Origin of the sequence: Photobacterium salinisoli, from assembly GCF_003614885.1 — a bacterium.
Classification (GTDB): Bacteria; Pseudomonadota; Gammaproteobacteria; order Enterobacterales; family Vibrionaceae; genus Photobacterium; species Photobacterium salinisoli.
The window spans coordinates 207,727-222,012 of the sequence record NZ_QZMS01000007.1 but is presented as its reverse complement, the minus strand read 5'-3'; the positions used below and the strand labels follow the sequence as shown (position 1 = coordinate 222,012).

Here is a 14,286-nt window from a genome sequence, read left to right as displayed (position 1 = left end):
GCTTTCTCTTTCATACTTTCGATTTTATCGCGAGTGGTTTACTGGCAGTTGGCTGCGCCTAAATCTTCCCAAACGCCCCATTCGCCCGTTGTTCCTGGCTCTTCACCGGTCGTCCACCATTTCGCTTTCCAGGATTTGCCTGAATGCGTCACGATATCACCCGCGTTATACACACTGCCGCTTGCCCAGACATTGGTACAACCTGTTGAGCCACCCTCTTTCAATACCGTCACTGTGACTGACTCTGTCACTGAATCGGTACCATCGGATACTGCGACGGTAAAGTTCAGTGGCGTATCAACTGTGTAGCTGTCAGCAACAAAACTCACCGTTGCGCCATTCACTGTCGCGTTAACACCGGCTGGCACTGTCCAGGTAAAGGTCAGGGTGTCACCGTCAGCATCTGTGGATTGCGAGGCATCCAGTACCACAGTATCACCGGCACTGGCCGTCGCTGGGCCAGACACTGCCACCACAGGCGCGGTATTTGAACCCGGAGCTTTCGCTGTAACTGTCACACTGTCAGTAGCAGTATCACCGACATTGTCCGTGACTGTCAGCGTGAACACATACTGGGTATCTGCCGTTACTACAGGAACCGCCACGGTCGCTGTCGCAGTATCTGAGCCTGTCAGAGTCAGTGACGGACCACTGGTTTGTGTCCACTGATAGCTGACAATCTGACCATCACGATCGCTGGATGCAGAGCCGTCCAGCGTCACAGACGTCGCGCCATTGACTACTTGATCAGCACCCGCTTTCGCTACCGGGGCGTAGTTGCCACCACCACCCGCCAGTGAATCCTGCATCGCATTCAGAATATCGCCGTTATCTGCATCAATTTCCCATGCGAACAAACCGGCCAGACCCAGGTTACGGACATACTGACCTTTGGCCAGCACGGAGCGACGGTCGTCATAAGTGATCAGGTTACCGTTGCTTGGGTTGTACGCCCACGGCGCTTCTGCCTGTGCATCATAGCCCTTAGTTACCGCAGCATTGTTAATGTAATCGGTCACCACATCTTTGTAGTCAATGACCCCGGCTTCCCACGAACCAGGAACCGGACCTGCACCTGTTCCTGTCATTGGGTTTGTCGGATCTGTCATGCTCGCTTCGGTGACGCCCGTCCAGCCCCTGGCGTACATAGCTGTACCCAGTACCAGTTTGTTGGCGGGAACCCCTTGAGCCAACAGACGGTCAATACCGTTGGCGGCAGTGTAAGCCGGCCCCTGGCGTGGTTCGCCGTTTTCATCAACACCGGTACCGTTACAGACATCAGCAGACATGTGGCTGCCGCAGAACAGTGCTGTCTGGTGGCCTGGCTCGTTATTCCAGCCGCCGAAGAAGTCATACGTCATGGCGAAGATGTAGTCCATATACTGAACCGCATCGGCATAGTTCACGACATCAATCTTGTCATAACCCGCACCGATGGCTGAGGTCAGCTCGTACTGGCGGCCGGTTTCAGCTTCCAGCTCATCCAGCATGGCACGCAGTTCGCGCATCAGCGCCACATACGCCGGGCCATCATTAACAGGGTCACCCAGGTTCGCATTTGCACCTTTACCGCCCGGGAACTCCCAGTCGATATCAACACCGTCAAAGAATTTCCATGTTTTGAGGAATTTCTTCACACTGGCGATGAAAATGTCACGCTTGGCTTTGTCGGTGAAGGAGTAGAAAGGATCGGACAGGGTCCAGCCACCGATAGACGGCACAATTTTCAGATCCGGATAACGCTGCTTCAGCGCCATCATCTGACCATAAGTACCTTTATACGGTGTGCTGTGAGTATGACCTGATTGGGGTTGAGGCATCTGAACCGCCGCCCAAGGATCATGGATCACCACTTCATAGTCTGGCGTTCCCTGACAGGCACGATTAAGTGCTGCCAGGCTGTTACCATTTTCAATCTCACCCAGAGATTCATTCGGTCCACAGATAGGAATGAAGCCGTACAAAATGTGGGTCAGGTTTTGTGCCGGAATATTATCCACCGAGAATTTGCGGCCATACACGCCCCACTCAACAAAGTAAGCACCGACCACAGTGTTCGCAGGCGTGGTGTAATTGCCATTATTGCCATCCACGTTCATAGGCAAAGGATCTAAATGGCTGCCATCGGTATCGGCGACTACAATGTTGGTTGCCGCACTGCTGGTACAAGCTTGTGCCGCCCCCGTACCGCTACACAACTCGACTGTCATGGCATACTGACCACCCTGTGCCACAGACAATGTGGTTGAACCTGCTCCGCTGGATGCCGGCGCAATGCTCTGCTCAAACACCACATTCCCGTTCAGCTTCACTCTCCACAAATCAGCGGTTTCACCGGAATAACGCTGCCAGGCAACAGGGACTTCTGCTGCCGGCTTAACCGTAATCAAGCTTTTGTAGGCTGAGGCGGCCTGATCAACCTCTACGATAGCGTAATCCGTTTCCATCCAGGCAATTTGCGGAGTGCCTGGTGCTGCCATCGCTCCCCACGACATAGTCATCACGGCTATACCTGCCGCGACAGGATTCAACTTATTGAAAAACATTACTTCGTTCCTTGAGTTAAAAAGTAAGTAATAAAGCATGGATATGAAACCATGCCTGGTAATCAATAGTTCAGTTTCTTTTTGTCGCAAAGAAAGAAAGTGGAATTTTTATTTTTGGTATTACGCTTTGTGATCTTATGCCAACCCAAATGAAATCTATGGCAATGAAATGGGATGAAATGATAATTGATGCAAATATTACGCTAGCTTGAAATCCATTACTTCAATACTGCAAATAAGAAGCTCTTGGAAGCGGTATGAATGAGAATGTGGGAACACAAAACTACACAAAGTGTTAACTTTGTCAGAAATGTTTTTGTTTACAAAAAATTAACAGAAGGCACCCCCTGTCAGCGTCATAAAAAAACCAGAGCATTTGAGCTCTGGTTTATCTTTACGCACAGATTTGATAGTTACTCGCTGTCTATTTCATCAAGAAAATCATCAAGATATTCTTCGTTTTGTGGCTGTGCGGGTTCAGATTCCCTGCCTGCTGCCCTGAAGTTCTTATATTGAATATAAGCATCACGGGTGAAAGCATACGGATCCGGTGAATTGTTCAGCATAGGTTCCTGTGCTACCAGTTTGGCCCTGTCTTCCATGCCCTCCAGCGCCCACTTGCCAACGCTTTGCCAAAAGGTCAGCAGATTAAGCGGGAAATACAGCGCATCAACGCGATCCCCGATACCTTCACGCAAGGTCAATGGGCCATAAGCCGGTATCATAAAATAAGGACCGTTACCGACATCGTAATAACCCAGTGTATCAGGAAATGACTGCTCTCCCGGTGGCGGAATATCTGCAGCCGCCGCGATATCAATCAAGCCGCCCAGACCAAAAATACTGTTAATCCAGAAACGGGTAAAATGATCCACCGCCTTTTCCGGGTCCTGCATCAGGAAGCTGTTCAGCATGTTAGCCGGCTCTTCCAGGTTGGATAGGAAGTTTCTTAAGCCGGTACGTACCGGTGACGGCACATAATCGACATAAGCCAGCGACACAGGACGGACAAAATAGGGGTCGAGATAATCGTAGTTGACTGTCCACATGGCACGGTTAAACCCTTCAAAAGGGTCATAAACCGCGTTTTCCGGTTCACTCAGGGCTTCCAGCTCTTCGACATCCAGACCGGCAGCTTCAAGCTCCTCATCATCCAGACCGTATTCGTTCCCTGCCAGTTTTTCCGGTGACGGATCTGGCGGCGAGCTGGCACATCCCATAAGGATGAATGTAAAAAATAGGGATACGAACAGATTTGATTTCAATGTGTTAGCCACTTAATAAATACAAAACAGACTGAATAATAATATCCAGTCTGTTTCTTAACTGCCAGTATGATTTTAATACTGAGTATTAATGGTGATTGTCGTCTCTCCGCCTAAGGGCACAATACCGCTTTCACCAAACCAATCACCGTCTTTTGTCGCCACGTTGCCGTCACTGTCGATCCTTGCCCTGACTATCAGTTCAGACTGCTTTGACATCAGTCGATCAGGGATCATGTTGTCTTTGTCGGTTAAAGTGAGTGTCAGTGGGAAGCGTGACAAGGGCAAACGTCTGGCTGCCAACGGCATAGGCGCACCGTCTGCAGTATGGACAGACACCACAACCATGCCTTGTGCCGGCAACGTCACCGAGGCGCCGAGTTCAACCGTCACCCTGACACCCGGGCTGGGATTACCAGCCTGCGACATCTCTACCTTTGCCTGAGCAATACTGCGCTCAAGCATATTGATGCGGTTATCACCGGTGCTGAGTTGCGATTTCATCAGCTCCCAGTATTTAATGGCAGCCTGATAATCAGCCTGTTCAAACGCATCAAATGCCATCAAGGATAATGCCTGCAGATTGTCAGGATCGCGCTCCAGCAAGTGCGTCAGTATATTACGGGCAAGCTGAAGCTGGCCTGGCTGTCCGCCCATCATCAGGGTCTGTGCATAGCTCAGCTGCAGACTCGGATCATTCGGCGCCAGATCCAAGGCACGCTTCATTGCGCCCTGGGCTGTTTCAATATCACGGTTTGCCATGCCGATTCGGCCCAGCAACAGCCAGCCGGTGGCATCATCCGGCCGTTCATGCAGCCGCGTTCGAAGCCCTAAGGTCAGTTCTTCCATTTCCTGATCGGTTAGCGGGGATGCATTATCACCCATCAGACGCTGAGTCAGCTGAGGCAATTTGGACACTGTCTGCTGCCAGTCAGCCACTTTTTGCTGATTGCCAACAACGCTGTAAAGACCATACGCCACCCCAACTATCACCAGGATACCGGGAATTAATAACCAGGGTGTAAACTGACTGTTCTGCTGTGCCTTTGTATCCAGTACGTCATCCAGTAATGACTGCTGCAGTTCAACTTCCAGTTCATCCGGATTTGATACCAGTCCTTCACTGCTCTCTTCTTTCAGCTCACCCAGCCGGTCACGAAAAAAAGCTTTGTTCAGTTCGTCGCGGCTGGCAACCATATCCTGATTACTCCCCACAAAGGCAGGGACAATGAAAAAAGCCAGCGCAATCAACACCAGTATCAGGGTGGAAATCCAAAATAACGTCATTTTTTCACCTTGCTTTCACCTGCCGAACCACTGGCGGCGTGCGGGTTTTCTGCCTCTTGTTCAATATCATTTAGCAATGCATGAAGACGGGCGGATTCTTTTTCATCCATCTGCTGAGACGAAGCCACCACTCCCTTACGGGAACGATAGACCAGCACAGTGGCGCCAATAAGCAGGAAACACAAAGGACCCAGCCACAAAATCAGAGTAGATGGCATAAGCGGTGGATCATAAGTCACGAAGTTTCCGTAACGGGCAATCATATAATCAATGACTTCCTGCTTGGATTTTCCTTCACTCAGCATTTCATACGCCTTCTGGCGCATGTCTTTGGCCAGTTCCGCATTGGAGTCAGCAATATTGTTATTCTGACATTTCGGGCAACGCAGCGTGGCTGTCAGCTCCTGGAACGTGGCTTCCTGTTCAGGCGTCGCAAATTCGTAGACATCAATCGCCGCCTGAACCGGCACACTGGCGGCAAACCAGCTCCCGATGAGCAGCGTAAATACCGCTATCGCGTGTTTCATCCTTTCGCTTCCTCTTGCAGACGCTCATAAATCGGCTTGAGAGTGTCTTGCCAGTTTTGCGGATTCACATCGCCAACATGGCGATAACGGATCACGCCACTGGCATCGATCAGAAAGGTTTCCGGTGCGCCGTATACACCTAAATCCATACCCAGCATGCCATTACCATCAAACAGGCTGTGCATATAAGGATTTCCGAGATCTTTGAGCCAGCGGTTAGCTTTATCGCGCTCGTCTTTATAGTTCAGGCCAATAATTTTGACCCCCTGACTGGCCAGCTCATTAAGGTAACGGTGCTCGGCGTAGCAGGTCGGACACCAGGTCGCCCAGACATTCAGTAGCAAAGGCTCACCGAGGAAAATATCCTGCTGATACAACTTGTTCGCATCTTCCAAATCTTCGAGGCGAAAAGCCGGCACAGGCTTACCAATCAGGACGGACTCCAGTTTCGTCGGATCATCTCCGTCAGCATTACGGGTCAACTGCACCATAAAAACAGCCACCAGGCCCAGAAACAGGACTAAAGGAATAAAAAGCAGTTTCTTGTTCATCCATTCACCTCTGCGTGTGGGGTGCTGACAACCTCTTCATCTTTCACTTCTTTTTTAAAGCGACGACGAAAACGGTAACGCTTGTCACTGATAGCGATTGCGCCACCCAGTGCCATCAGAAACGCTCCCAGCCATAACCAGTTAACAAACGGCTTATAGTAAATCCGGACCGCCCAGGCGCTGTCATCCAGTTGTTCGCCAAGTGCCACGTAAAGATCACGGGTGACACCGCTGTCGATCGCCGCTTCAGTCATCATTGAACCGGATACCGTATAAAAGCGCTTCTCGGCATGCAGCTCAGCGATGTGCTTACCGTTACGAGACACCACAAAGTCACCAATAAAGCCGTCATAGTTCGGCCCTTCGACATTACGCAAGCCGGACAATTTGAAATCAAAGCCTTCGACTGTCACTGTCTGGCCGGGAGCCAGGCGAACGTCACGCTCCAGATCATAATTGGAAACCAGCGTAATACCGATCACGGTAACGGCCAGACCAATATGGCCCAGTACCATGGCCCAGTGACTGCGGCCAAGTTTACCAAGACCGACCATCAGGCTATGACGATGAGTGGCGCGCTCATAAACCTCATACCCCTGCAGGATAATGATCCAGAATGCCATCACCATCCCCAGCACAGCCAGTGGCTGGATTGGGTCGGGACGCAACCACAGCACAAACACGGCTAATGGCAACGTGATCAATGCGCTAATCAGTAGCGGCCGGCGGATCGTCGAGAAATTCTCACGCTTCCAGCGCACCAGAGGGCCGATACCCAGGAAGAAAACAAACGGGATCATCAGCCAGGTAAACAGGGTATTAAAGAAAGGCACACCAATGGATACCGAGCCCAGACCAAGCTGCTTATGTACCAGGGGTAACAAGGTACCAATCAACACCACCAGCAAAGCGGTGATCAGCAACAGGTTATTAGCCAGCAGGAAGTTCTCTCGTGAAAACAGGCTGAAACTACCATGGGAGCGGATCTGTGCCCCACGCAGGGCATACAGCAGGAGCGAACCGCCGATCACCACAACCAGGAAGCCCAGAATGAACATGCCCCGTGCCGGATCGGAGGCAAAGGCATGCACAGAAACCAGCACGCCGGAGCGCACCAGGAAAGTGCCGAGCAAGCTCAGAGAGAACGCCGATATGGCCAGTAACACAGTCCAGGCTTTAAAGGTGCCTCGCTTTTCCGTCACAGCCAGCGAATGCATTAACGCCGTACCGGCCAGCCAAGGCATGAAAGACGCATTTTCGACCGGATCCCAGAACCACCAGCCACCCCAGCCCAGCTCGTAATACGCCCACCAGGAGCCCAGTGCAATACCCACAGTCAGAAACGACCAGGCAGCAATTGTCCAGGGACGCGACCAGCGCGCCCAGGCCGTATCCAGCCGGCCAGTCATCAAGGAAGCAATAGCAAAGGCGAAGGCTACCGAGAAACCGACATAGCCCATGTACAGCATAGGAGGATGAATGATTAAGCCAGGATCTTGCAGCAAGGGGTTCAGATCGCGGCCATCAACCGGAAAATAAGGCAGCGTACGCTCAAACGGGTTGGAGGTGATGATGATAAATAGCAGGAAACCCACTGAGATCATCCCCATCACGGCCAGTACCCGTGCCACTGATTCCTGAGGCATGCCCCGGCTGAACATAGCCACTGCGGCAGCCCACGTGGCCTGAATTAACACCCAAAGCAGCAATGAGCCTTCATGCGCGCCCCAGACCGCCGTCAGGCGGTAATACCAGGGCAGATTACTGTTCGAATTACTGGCAACATAGGTCACAGTAAAATCATTGATGTAAAAGGCCCACGACAGCAATGCAAAAGACACTAACAGCATTGCAAAGACACCAAACGTCAACGGCCTGGCCAAACGCATCAGCACCGGGTTGCCTTTATAGGCGCCATACAGTGGATACACACTCACCAGAAGCGATAACCCCAGTGCCAGGATAAGGCTGAACTGGCCTAATTCTGCAATCATTGCACGCTACCTTGCATTTGTTGTTCAGTATATTTCAGAGGCTTATGATTTTTCTGCATCGCCTCAGCCACTTCTGGCGGCATGTATTCTTCGTCATGCTTTGCCAGCACCTCATGTGCTTCCACCGTTTGGGCATCAACCAGCACCCCCTGAGCGACTATACCCTGCCCTTCGCGGAACAGGTCAGGCAAAATACCGTCATAGGTCACAGTCACGGCAGGGCCGACATCAGCCACTTTGAAGCTGACCTGCAAAGAATGGGGATCTCGGCTGACAGAGCCTTTGACTACCATACCGCCAATGCGTAAACGCTGACCCACTTCGGGTTTGGTGCCATCAGGCTTGCCCTCTACCAGCTCGGTTGGGGTATAGAAGAGATCCATATTCTGGCTCATGGCATACAAAGTCAGGGCGACCGTCACGCCGAGACCGGCCAGCAAGGCAATGATCACGGTCAGGCGTTTTTTACGTCTTGGGTTCATAAGGTATTCTCCAAATTCTCGGCAGCTTTAATGCGTTGCTCGCGGGCAATTTTATTTTTAATGTCAGTTGCCAGGCGACGACTCTTACGGATACTGGACCATAAAAGAATCAGCAAAGATAAAGCCGATATCCCATAGGCCGCCCAGACATAACTGGCGTACCCGCCCATGGCAAGAAAATCACTGAACGAATCAAAATGCATACTCACCTCACTGCATCAACTGACGAACCCAGGGACGGTGGCTTTCCCTGGTCAGAATTTCATTGCGTAACCGAATCAGAGTCAGCGCACCAAAAAAGCAGGCAAAACCCAAAATATTCAGCAGTAATGGCCACAGCATACGGCTGTCGATCGACGGTTTGGCAAATTTGGTAATCGTGGCGCCCTGATGCAGGGTATTCCACCACTCGACGGAATAATGAATGATAGGAAGATTGATCACACCCACTATCGCCAGGATACCGGCCGCTTTGGCCGCCGTTTTCTGATCGTCAAAAGCGTTATACAGCGCAATCACACCCAGATAGAGGAAAAGCAGAATCAATTCAGATGTCAGGCGTGCATCCCACACCCACCAGGCACCCCACATTGGTTTGCCCCAGACAGCGCCGGTCAGCAATGCAATAAAGGTGAACACGGCGCCGATCGGTGCCATGGCCGCGGCCGCCATGTCAGACAATCGCACCTGCCAGACTAAGCCGATAAAGGCAGACACCGCCATCCAGAAATAAACCCCCATGGACCAGATAGCAGCCGGTACATGCAGATAAATAATGCGGAAACTGTCACCCTGCTGGTAATCGGTGGGCGCAAAAGCCAGCCCCCAGACAGTGCCTGTTATCAGGCTGATCACAGACAGTGCTGCAAACCAGGGCAGCAGGGTTCCGCACAGGCGGTAGCAGTTTTCTGCTTTAGCGTAGGGATGTAACCACTTCCACATAGTTTTTTACTCTATGACTAATAATAATCGTTATATTCACGCGTCAGTTAACACTGATGCGCAATGAAGCTGATATAGCAAAAGGAGCCAGTGTGGCTGATCCGGCTAACATTGCTCCCATCAAAGCTAATTGCCCCTGGTAACCCATTCCCAGCGACGCCGCCTCTATCGCTGACGTTGCAAAGATTAGCACGGGTATAAACAGCGGTAAGATGAGCAAGCTCAATAATACTCCACCTTTACGCAAACCCACCGTCAGTGCAACCCCAATCGCACCTAAAAAGCTTAGTGTTGGCGTGCCAAGGAGCAAGGTCAGTACCACTGCAGTCCAGGTTGACCAGTCGAGTGACAATAAAATTGCCAATAACGGGCTGATTATTATCAGAGGCAAGCCCGTCAGCAGCCAGTGCGCCAAGACTTTTGCCAGTGCCAATACCGATAAGGGAGTTGGCATCAGCATCATTTGTTCCAGCGAGCCGTCAACAAAATCATCCCGAAACAGACGCTCCAGCGACAGTAAAGCCGCAAGCAAGGCGGCCACCCAAATAATACCGGGCGCGATACGCGCCAGCAGATTCGGCTCTGGCCCTATCCCCAACGGAAACAGGGTGATGACAATAATAAAAAACCACAACGGGTTGAACACATCGGCCTGACGACGAAATGCAATCAGCAATTCCCGACGGATAACCTGATACATAGAATGCAACATCACAGCGCCTGCCCCAGTGTAACCTTGCGCAGCCTGTTCTGCGCAGAAAACATATCCTGGTGAGTCGTCAGCAGCACAATCCCGCCACGTTCGGCATGGGAAACAAAAAGCTGCTCTAGGACTTTTACTCCCAGTTTATCAATGGCTGTCAATGGCTCGTCCAAAATCCACAGCGGATGGTTACTCAACCATAAGCGGGCCAGAGCCACCCGACGTTGCTGGCCGGCTGACAATTGTCCGGCGGGCACATCTTCGCGTCCGGCCAAACCCACATGAGCCAGAGCCTGCCAGATGGCATCATCACCATACACTCTGGCCTGACCACTGAGTCTCTCGCTGCTATCCCCCGCATGCATGGCCTGGAAAAAAGCCAGGTTTTCCAAAGCGGTTAATTCGCGCTTGACCCCAGTTTGATGTCCCAAAAACAGCATCTGGCTATGATACTCTTCACGCACATGGCCTATCTTGTTATCGTGCCAATAGACATCGCCGGTATCAGGAGAGCCCAGCCCAGCGATGATACGCAACAAGGTTGTTTTACCGGCCCCGTTGCGGCCTTCAATCTGAACCAGCTCGCCAGAAGCGACATTAAATTGGAGGTCATCGAACAATACGCGCTCATCACGGGTACAGCTCAATCCTTTGACTGATAACATAGGGATGAGACATCCTGAATGACACAAATAATCCTCGGATAATATCACAGCGACTGAGATCTTTGTTAGTTTCAGGCTGTTATAGATCCGGCAGCAAGGTAAGTAAATGTGACCTCTATATCTCAATCCTCAGCTTATCCGCCTGCAACAGCCAGTGCGTCTAAGGCAACGGCGCCGCAGCAGAGCACTCCGGTTAACCATGCAAATCCTACTCAGGCAGGAGCGACTGTATTCCAATCCGGCCAGCAAATCAGCCAACTTTCACACTTGCTAACACAACTTCATGTGCTGCAACGATTATTTGCCAATTTACCTCCTGCAGTGAGCGGGCAGGGGTCACCGATTGCACCATGGTTGTCTCAGCTGGTGCTGCCGCGCACGCCGGCCGATATCGTCCCCTGGTTACAACAAGGCGCTGGTAAAGACAGCCTGAAAGCACTGGTGACCCAGCTCACGCAACCCGACAGTCCACTAGCCAAGTTACTCGCCAGCCTGCCGGCTGACTCGCAAGCCGAACTCAAAGCACTAATCCGCCTGGCCGCCGAGCAGCGTATTGCCGGTGCGCCAACCGGGCGCGACGAGAACACTCCTTTTATACTGCACTTACCGCAGAGTCATGGCCGTGAACTCCGTCTCAGTGTTCATTCAAAAGAGCCGCAGCAAACCTCAAAACGGCAGTCTTCCGGCCGCGCCTGGACAGTCAAACTGGGGCTGCCTGTCGGTGATCTGGACACCCTGGAAGCCACAGCCGTCTGGCAAGACAACCAGCTCAAGCTGGCATTCTGCTGCGAGCAGCCAGATATACTGGCATTAACTGAACAGTTAACACCTCAGCTGATGCGTCGCCTGGAACTGTTGGACATTAACTGTCAGTCAGTGAGTTTTCATCAGGTGCAGAGCAGTGATGATTCTGCACCTGAAATACACCCGCAATGCGGCATCAGGATCAGCGTATGAAAACAGAGCAAAACCGGGCTGTCGCTTTGAGCTACGATGGCTATAACACCCCGTATGTCTCGGCCAAAGGCTATGACGATTGGGCAAAAGAGATAATAGAGCAAGTCAAAGCCCAGGGAGGACTGATACACCAGGATCCGGCACTGGCTGACTACCTCAACAACCTGGAGGCCGGAGATAACATCCCGCCCGCCCTGTTCGTGATCATAGCCGAACTGATTGCTTTTTCCTGGGTCTTAAACGGAAAAACCCCTCCCGGATGGGAAGGGCCTGTGTCTGTCAACGAAACCGTCTGACGCTATTGCACAGTGAAGTGGCAGGACCTGGCGCTGAAGCTTTGAATAAAAGCAGCCAGGCAGCAGTGCTATCGTCGGCCTTTATTCATGCGCTGCTGTAACCGCAACAGCAGTTCAGCTTCCGCTTTTGGCAGATCACACTCTTCCATCAGTTCATTAACGTCGGCACCCAGCTCAACCATTTTACTGGCGCGGCTGTAAAGGCGGCCGTCAGGATCCTGCATGGCCATTTCACCCTGTCGCTCAGACAGCTCTTCCTGCTGGCGTGTTAATATGGCCATTTTATTACTCATTGCCATCGTACCCGCACGCAATTCATGAAACTGTTTGGTTAAGCTTTCCTGCTGCTGTCTGGCGGTTTTTAACAGCAGCTCTGCTGCTGCAAACTTGGTTTCCAGATCCAGACGCGCTTTTCGCTCGCGCCGAACCAGAACAACAGCTACCACCACCGCCAGCACAGCAACAGCCAGCGGCAGCCATTCAAGCAACATAGCAGGCATCAGAGGTACGCCATCTCTTCCCATTCTTCATCAGACAGGAGCTTGTTCAGATCAACCAGGATCAGCAGTTGATTATCACGGTTGCTGACGCCTTGAATAAACTTGGCGCTTTCATCAGTACCTACGCTTGGCGTACTGTCGATTTCAGAGCTACGCAGATAAACCACTTCTGCCACGCTGTCGACCATAATACCAATAACCTGCTTTTCAGCTTCAATGATTACGATACGGGTATTATCTGAAATCTCACCTGACATCAGGCCAAAACGTGCACGGGTATCAATCACAGTGACCACATTGCCACGCAGGTTGATAATTCCCAGTACGTAATCCGGCGCACCCGGAACCGGGGCGATTTCAGTATAACGCAGCACTTCACGAACCTGCATTACATTGATACCGTAGGTTTCCTCTTCCAGCTGGAAAGTAACCCACTGTAATACCTGATCGTTACTGTCTTCTTTTTGAATCTCGGCAACACTTACCTGCGACATGCTGTATCCTCTCCGGCCATCGTCACAAAACGCTCTTCACATCCAAACCCGCTTTCAGCATGGAAATGAGTTCATTGACATGAATTAAAGCACACATTTTCTCTTTAACCATACCCGCCAGCCAAGGCCGTTTACCTGCCTTTTCTCGCCAGCGAACACTATGTTTTGTCAGGGTTTCTGTTCCGTGAAGTTGATCACAAGCCAGTCCCCACTTACTTTCTCCCAACATGACCACATAGCGGTAATTTTCCTGATGGTCATCATTGCGAATAGATTCAGGCATCACCCATCTGGCGGTATCCACCACATCCAGTTTTCGGTTCTGTACCGGCTGCAAGCCAAGATACCAGTCCGGTCTGCCGATGAGATGGCTCATCTCCCCCAGTTGGTGTATCCCGCCCAGCTCTGTCAGCGGAACGGCAAAAGTCACCCCATTGACGGCAAAAAACAGCGCCTGAAATTCCGTCTGCTCACTGGCGTCAGGTAAGGTCCAGGATGGCGGCGGCGACTCAGCCGTCAGTCCTGGTTCCAGTTCAGGCTCAGGTGCTGCTTCGGCCACAGTGTCCTGCACATACGCTTCTTTACCAAGAATGTCTGTCGCAGGCTCGGTTGCAACTATTTCATCCTGAGGCTGAGAGCTTGTTTCCAATTCAGCCGCCAGTACCGCCTTTTCCGCTGCGGCCGGAGCCTCTGCAACCTTAGGCAGCATGTGCATCAGCTGGACACTGCTTTCCGGCTCAGCATAGGGAGCCGGCTCATCCGCTGACGACTGTGCAGTCACTGCCTGCGATTGTATAAGCGGTTCCGGCACAGCGTCCGGATCCTGAGTCTGTACACTGTCGTCCTCAAACCAGCCCGGGTCATCCAAAAGGGTTGACTTAACGTCTTCCGTTTGTTGTTTTTCCAGTTCAGCCAATTGCTGTTGCTCTGCAATCCAGGCTTCACTTTCAACAATGACTTCCTCTTGCATCTCTGACATTTGATCCAGAAGACGCTGCAACTGCTCAAGATCTGTTCTGGAACGCGGAGGCGAAAACCTGACTTCAGGCACACTCAGCTCTGGTTCTGCGGCAACCG

At 51.7% G+C, this 14,286-nt stretch carries 16 protein-coding genes; 2 read left to right on the top strand and 14 right to left on the bottom strand.

Annotated elements, in window-relative coordinates:
* Positions 1–38 precede the first annotated feature (38 nt).
* The 11 genes from D6M16_RS01760 to ccmA form a co-directional block, all read right to left on the bottom strand.
* Positions 39–2,546, bottom strand: a complete 2,508-nt coding sequence (locus D6M16_RS01760) for a glycosyl hydrolase family 18 protein (RefSeq protein WP_120510300.1) — start codon at positions 2,544–2,546, stop codon at positions 39–41.
* A gap of 413 nt (positions 2,547–2,959) precedes the next feature.
* Positions 2,960–3,766 carry an MlaA family lipoprotein gene (locus tag D6M16_RS01755; RefSeq protein ID WP_120510299.1) on the bottom strand — a complete coding sequence of 269 codons (807 nt, stop codon included), beginning with the start codon at positions 3,764–3,766 and terminating at the stop codon, positions 2,960–2,962.
* A gap of 120 nt (positions 3,767–3,886) precedes the next feature.
* Positions 3,887–5,098, bottom strand: coding sequence for a c-type cytochrome biogenesis protein CcmI (gene ccmI / locus D6M16_RS01750; RefSeq protein ID WP_120510298.1), 1,212 nt, complete (start codon positions 5,096–5,098; stop codon positions 3,887–3,889).
* Positions 5,095–5,625 (bottom strand): cytochrome c-type biogenesis protein, encoded by a 531-nt coding sequence (locus D6M16_RS01745; RefSeq protein WP_120510297.1) that lies wholly within the window; start codon positions 5,623–5,625, stop codon positions 5,095–5,097. Before D6M16_RS01745 ends, ccmI begins: the two co-directional genes overlap by 4 nt.
* Positions 5,622–6,176, bottom strand: coding sequence for a DsbE family thiol:disulfide interchange protein (locus D6M16_RS01740; protein ID WP_120510296.1), 555 nt, complete (start codon positions 6,174–6,176; stop codon positions 5,622–5,624). Before D6M16_RS01740 ends, D6M16_RS01745 begins: the two co-directional genes overlap by 4 nt.
* Positions 6,173–8,170, bottom strand: a complete 1,998-nt coding sequence (locus D6M16_RS01735) for a heme lyase CcmF/NrfE family subunit (RefSeq protein ID WP_120510295.1) — start codon at positions 8,168–8,170, stop codon at positions 6,173–6,175. Before D6M16_RS01735 ends, D6M16_RS01740 begins: the two co-directional genes overlap by 4 nt.
* The gene (gene ccmE, locus D6M16_RS01730) at positions 8,167–8,652 is read right to left on the bottom strand and encodes a cytochrome c maturation protein CcmE (protein ID WP_120510294.1); all 486 of its coding nucleotides are present in this window, start codon (positions 8,650–8,652) and stop codon (positions 8,167–8,169) included. The genes D6M16_RS01735 and ccmE overlap by 4 nt, the downstream gene beginning before the upstream one ends.
* The gene (gene ccmD, locus D6M16_RS01725) at positions 8,649–8,855 is read right to left on the bottom strand and encodes a heme exporter protein CcmD (RefSeq protein WP_120510293.1); all 207 of its coding nucleotides are present in this window, start codon (positions 8,853–8,855) and stop codon (positions 8,649–8,651) included. The genes ccmE and ccmD overlap by 4 nt, the downstream gene beginning before the upstream one ends.
* A 7-nt stretch (positions 8,856–8,862) precedes the next feature.
* Complete coding sequence (locus tag D6M16_RS01720; protein ID WP_120510292.1) at positions 8,863–9,594, bottom strand: heme ABC transporter permease; 732 nt, start codon at positions 9,592–9,594, stop codon at positions 8,863–8,865.
* 43 nt (positions 9,595–9,637) lie between these two features.
* Entirely contained in the window at positions 9,638–10,306 is a 669-nt protein-coding gene (gene ccmB, locus D6M16_RS01715) for a heme exporter protein CcmB (RefSeq protein ID WP_120510291.1), read from the bottom strand.
* Positions 10,306–10,962: a cytochrome c biogenesis heme-transporting ATPase CcmA gene (gene ccmA, locus D6M16_RS01710; protein WP_120510290.1), complete on the bottom strand. Its 657-nt coding sequence runs from the start codon at positions 10,960–10,962 to the stop codon at positions 10,306–10,308. Before ccmA ends, ccmB begins: the two co-directional genes overlap by 1 nt.
* Positions 10,963–11,070: 108 nt before the next feature.
* Here ccmA and D6M16_RS01705 point away from each other — a divergent pair, with 108 nt between their 5' ends.
* Together D6M16_RS01705 and D6M16_RS01700 are read left to right on the top strand one after the other, a co-directional pair.
* Positions 11,071–11,919, top strand: a complete 849-nt coding sequence (locus D6M16_RS01705) for a hypothetical protein (RefSeq protein WP_120510289.1) — start codon at positions 11,071–11,073, stop codon at positions 11,917–11,919.
* Entirely contained in the window at positions 11,916–12,215 is a 300-nt protein-coding gene (locus D6M16_RS01700) for an EscU/YscU/HrcU family type III secretion system export apparatus switch protein (protein ID WP_120510288.1), read from the top strand. The genes D6M16_RS01705 and D6M16_RS01700 overlap by 4 nt, the downstream gene beginning before the upstream one ends.
* Positions 12,216–12,283: 68 nt before the next feature.
* On the opposite strand, the gene D6M16_RS01695 is transcribed toward D6M16_RS01700, so the two are convergent.
* The 3 genes from D6M16_RS01695 to D6M16_RS22760 are packed head-to-tail and all read right to left on the bottom strand — an operon-like array spanning position 12,284 to position 14,125.
* On the bottom strand, positions 12,284–12,715 hold the full coding sequence (locus tag D6M16_RS01695) for a DUF2802 domain-containing protein (protein ID WP_120510287.1): 432 nt from the start codon (positions 12,713–12,715) through the stop codon (positions 12,284–12,286).
* Positions 12,715–13,209 (bottom strand): chemotaxis protein CheW, encoded by a 495-nt coding sequence (locus D6M16_RS01690; protein WP_027253958.1) that lies wholly within the window; start codon positions 13,207–13,209, stop codon positions 12,715–12,717. Before D6M16_RS01690 ends, D6M16_RS01695 begins: the two co-directional genes overlap by 1 nt.
* Before the next feature lie 22 nt (positions 13,210–13,231).
* Positions 13,232–14,125, bottom strand: a complete 894-nt coding sequence (locus D6M16_RS22760; protein ID WP_240435563.1) for a chemotaxis protein CheW — start codon at positions 14,123–14,125, stop codon at positions 13,232–13,234.
* Positions 14,126–14,286: the final 161 nt, after the last annotated feature.

Excerpts from the sequence above, each read along its gene's own strand:
- D6M16_RS01760 (WP_120510300.1), bottom strand. The coding sequence starts at position 2,546 with ATGTTTTTCAATAAGTTGAATCCTGTCGCGGCAGGTATAGCCGTGATG.
- D6M16_RS01755 (WP_120510299.1), bottom strand. The coding sequence starts at position 3,766 with ATGGGATGTGCCAGCTCGCCGCCAGATCCGTCACCGGAAAAACTGGCA.
- D6M16_RS01700 (WP_120510288.1), top strand. The coding sequence starts at position 11,916 with ATGAAAACAGAGCAAAACCGGGCTGTCGCTTTGAGCTACGATGGCTAT.
- D6M16_RS01745 (WP_120510297.1), bottom strand. The coding sequence starts at position 5,625 with ATGAAACACGCGATAGCGGTATTTACGCTGCTCATCGGGAGCTGGTTT.
- ccmD (WP_120510293.1), bottom strand. The coding sequence starts at position 8,855 with ATGCATTTTGATTCGTTCAGTGATTTTCTTGCCATGGGCGGGTACGCC.
- ccmI (WP_120510298.1), bottom strand. The coding sequence starts at position 5,098 with ATGACGTTATTTTGGATTTCCACCCTGATACTGGTGTTGATTGCGCTG.
- D6M16_RS01695 (WP_120510287.1), bottom strand. The coding sequence starts at position 12,715 with ATGCCTGCTATGTTGCTTGAATGGCTGCCGCTGGCTGTTGCTGTGCTG.
- ccmE (WP_120510294.1), bottom strand. The coding sequence starts at position 8,652 with ATGAACCCAAGACGTAAAAAACGCCTGACCGTGATCATTGCCTTGCTG.
- ccmB (WP_120510291.1), bottom strand. The coding sequence starts at position 10,306 with ATGTTGCATTCTATGTATCAGGTTATCCGTCGGGAATTGCTGATTGCA.
- D6M16_RS01720 (WP_120510292.1), bottom strand. The coding sequence starts at position 9,594 with ATGTGGAAGTGGTTACATCCCTACGCTAAAGCAGAAAACTGCTACCGC.
- D6M16_RS01690 (WP_027253958.1), bottom strand. The coding sequence starts at position 13,209 with ATGTCGCAGGTAAGTGTTGCCGAGATTCAAAAAGAAGACAGTAACGAT.
- D6M16_RS01740 (WP_120510296.1), bottom strand. The coding sequence starts at position 6,176 with ATGAACAAGAAACTGCTTTTTATTCCTTTAGTCCTGTTTCTGGGCCTG.
- D6M16_RS01735 (WP_120510295.1), bottom strand. The coding sequence starts at position 8,170 with ATGATTGCAGAATTAGGCCAGTTCAGCCTTATCCTGGCACTGGGGTTA.
- ccmA (WP_120510290.1), bottom strand. The coding sequence starts at position 10,962 with ATGTTATCAGTCAAAGGATTGAGCTGTACCCGTGATGAGCGCGTATTG.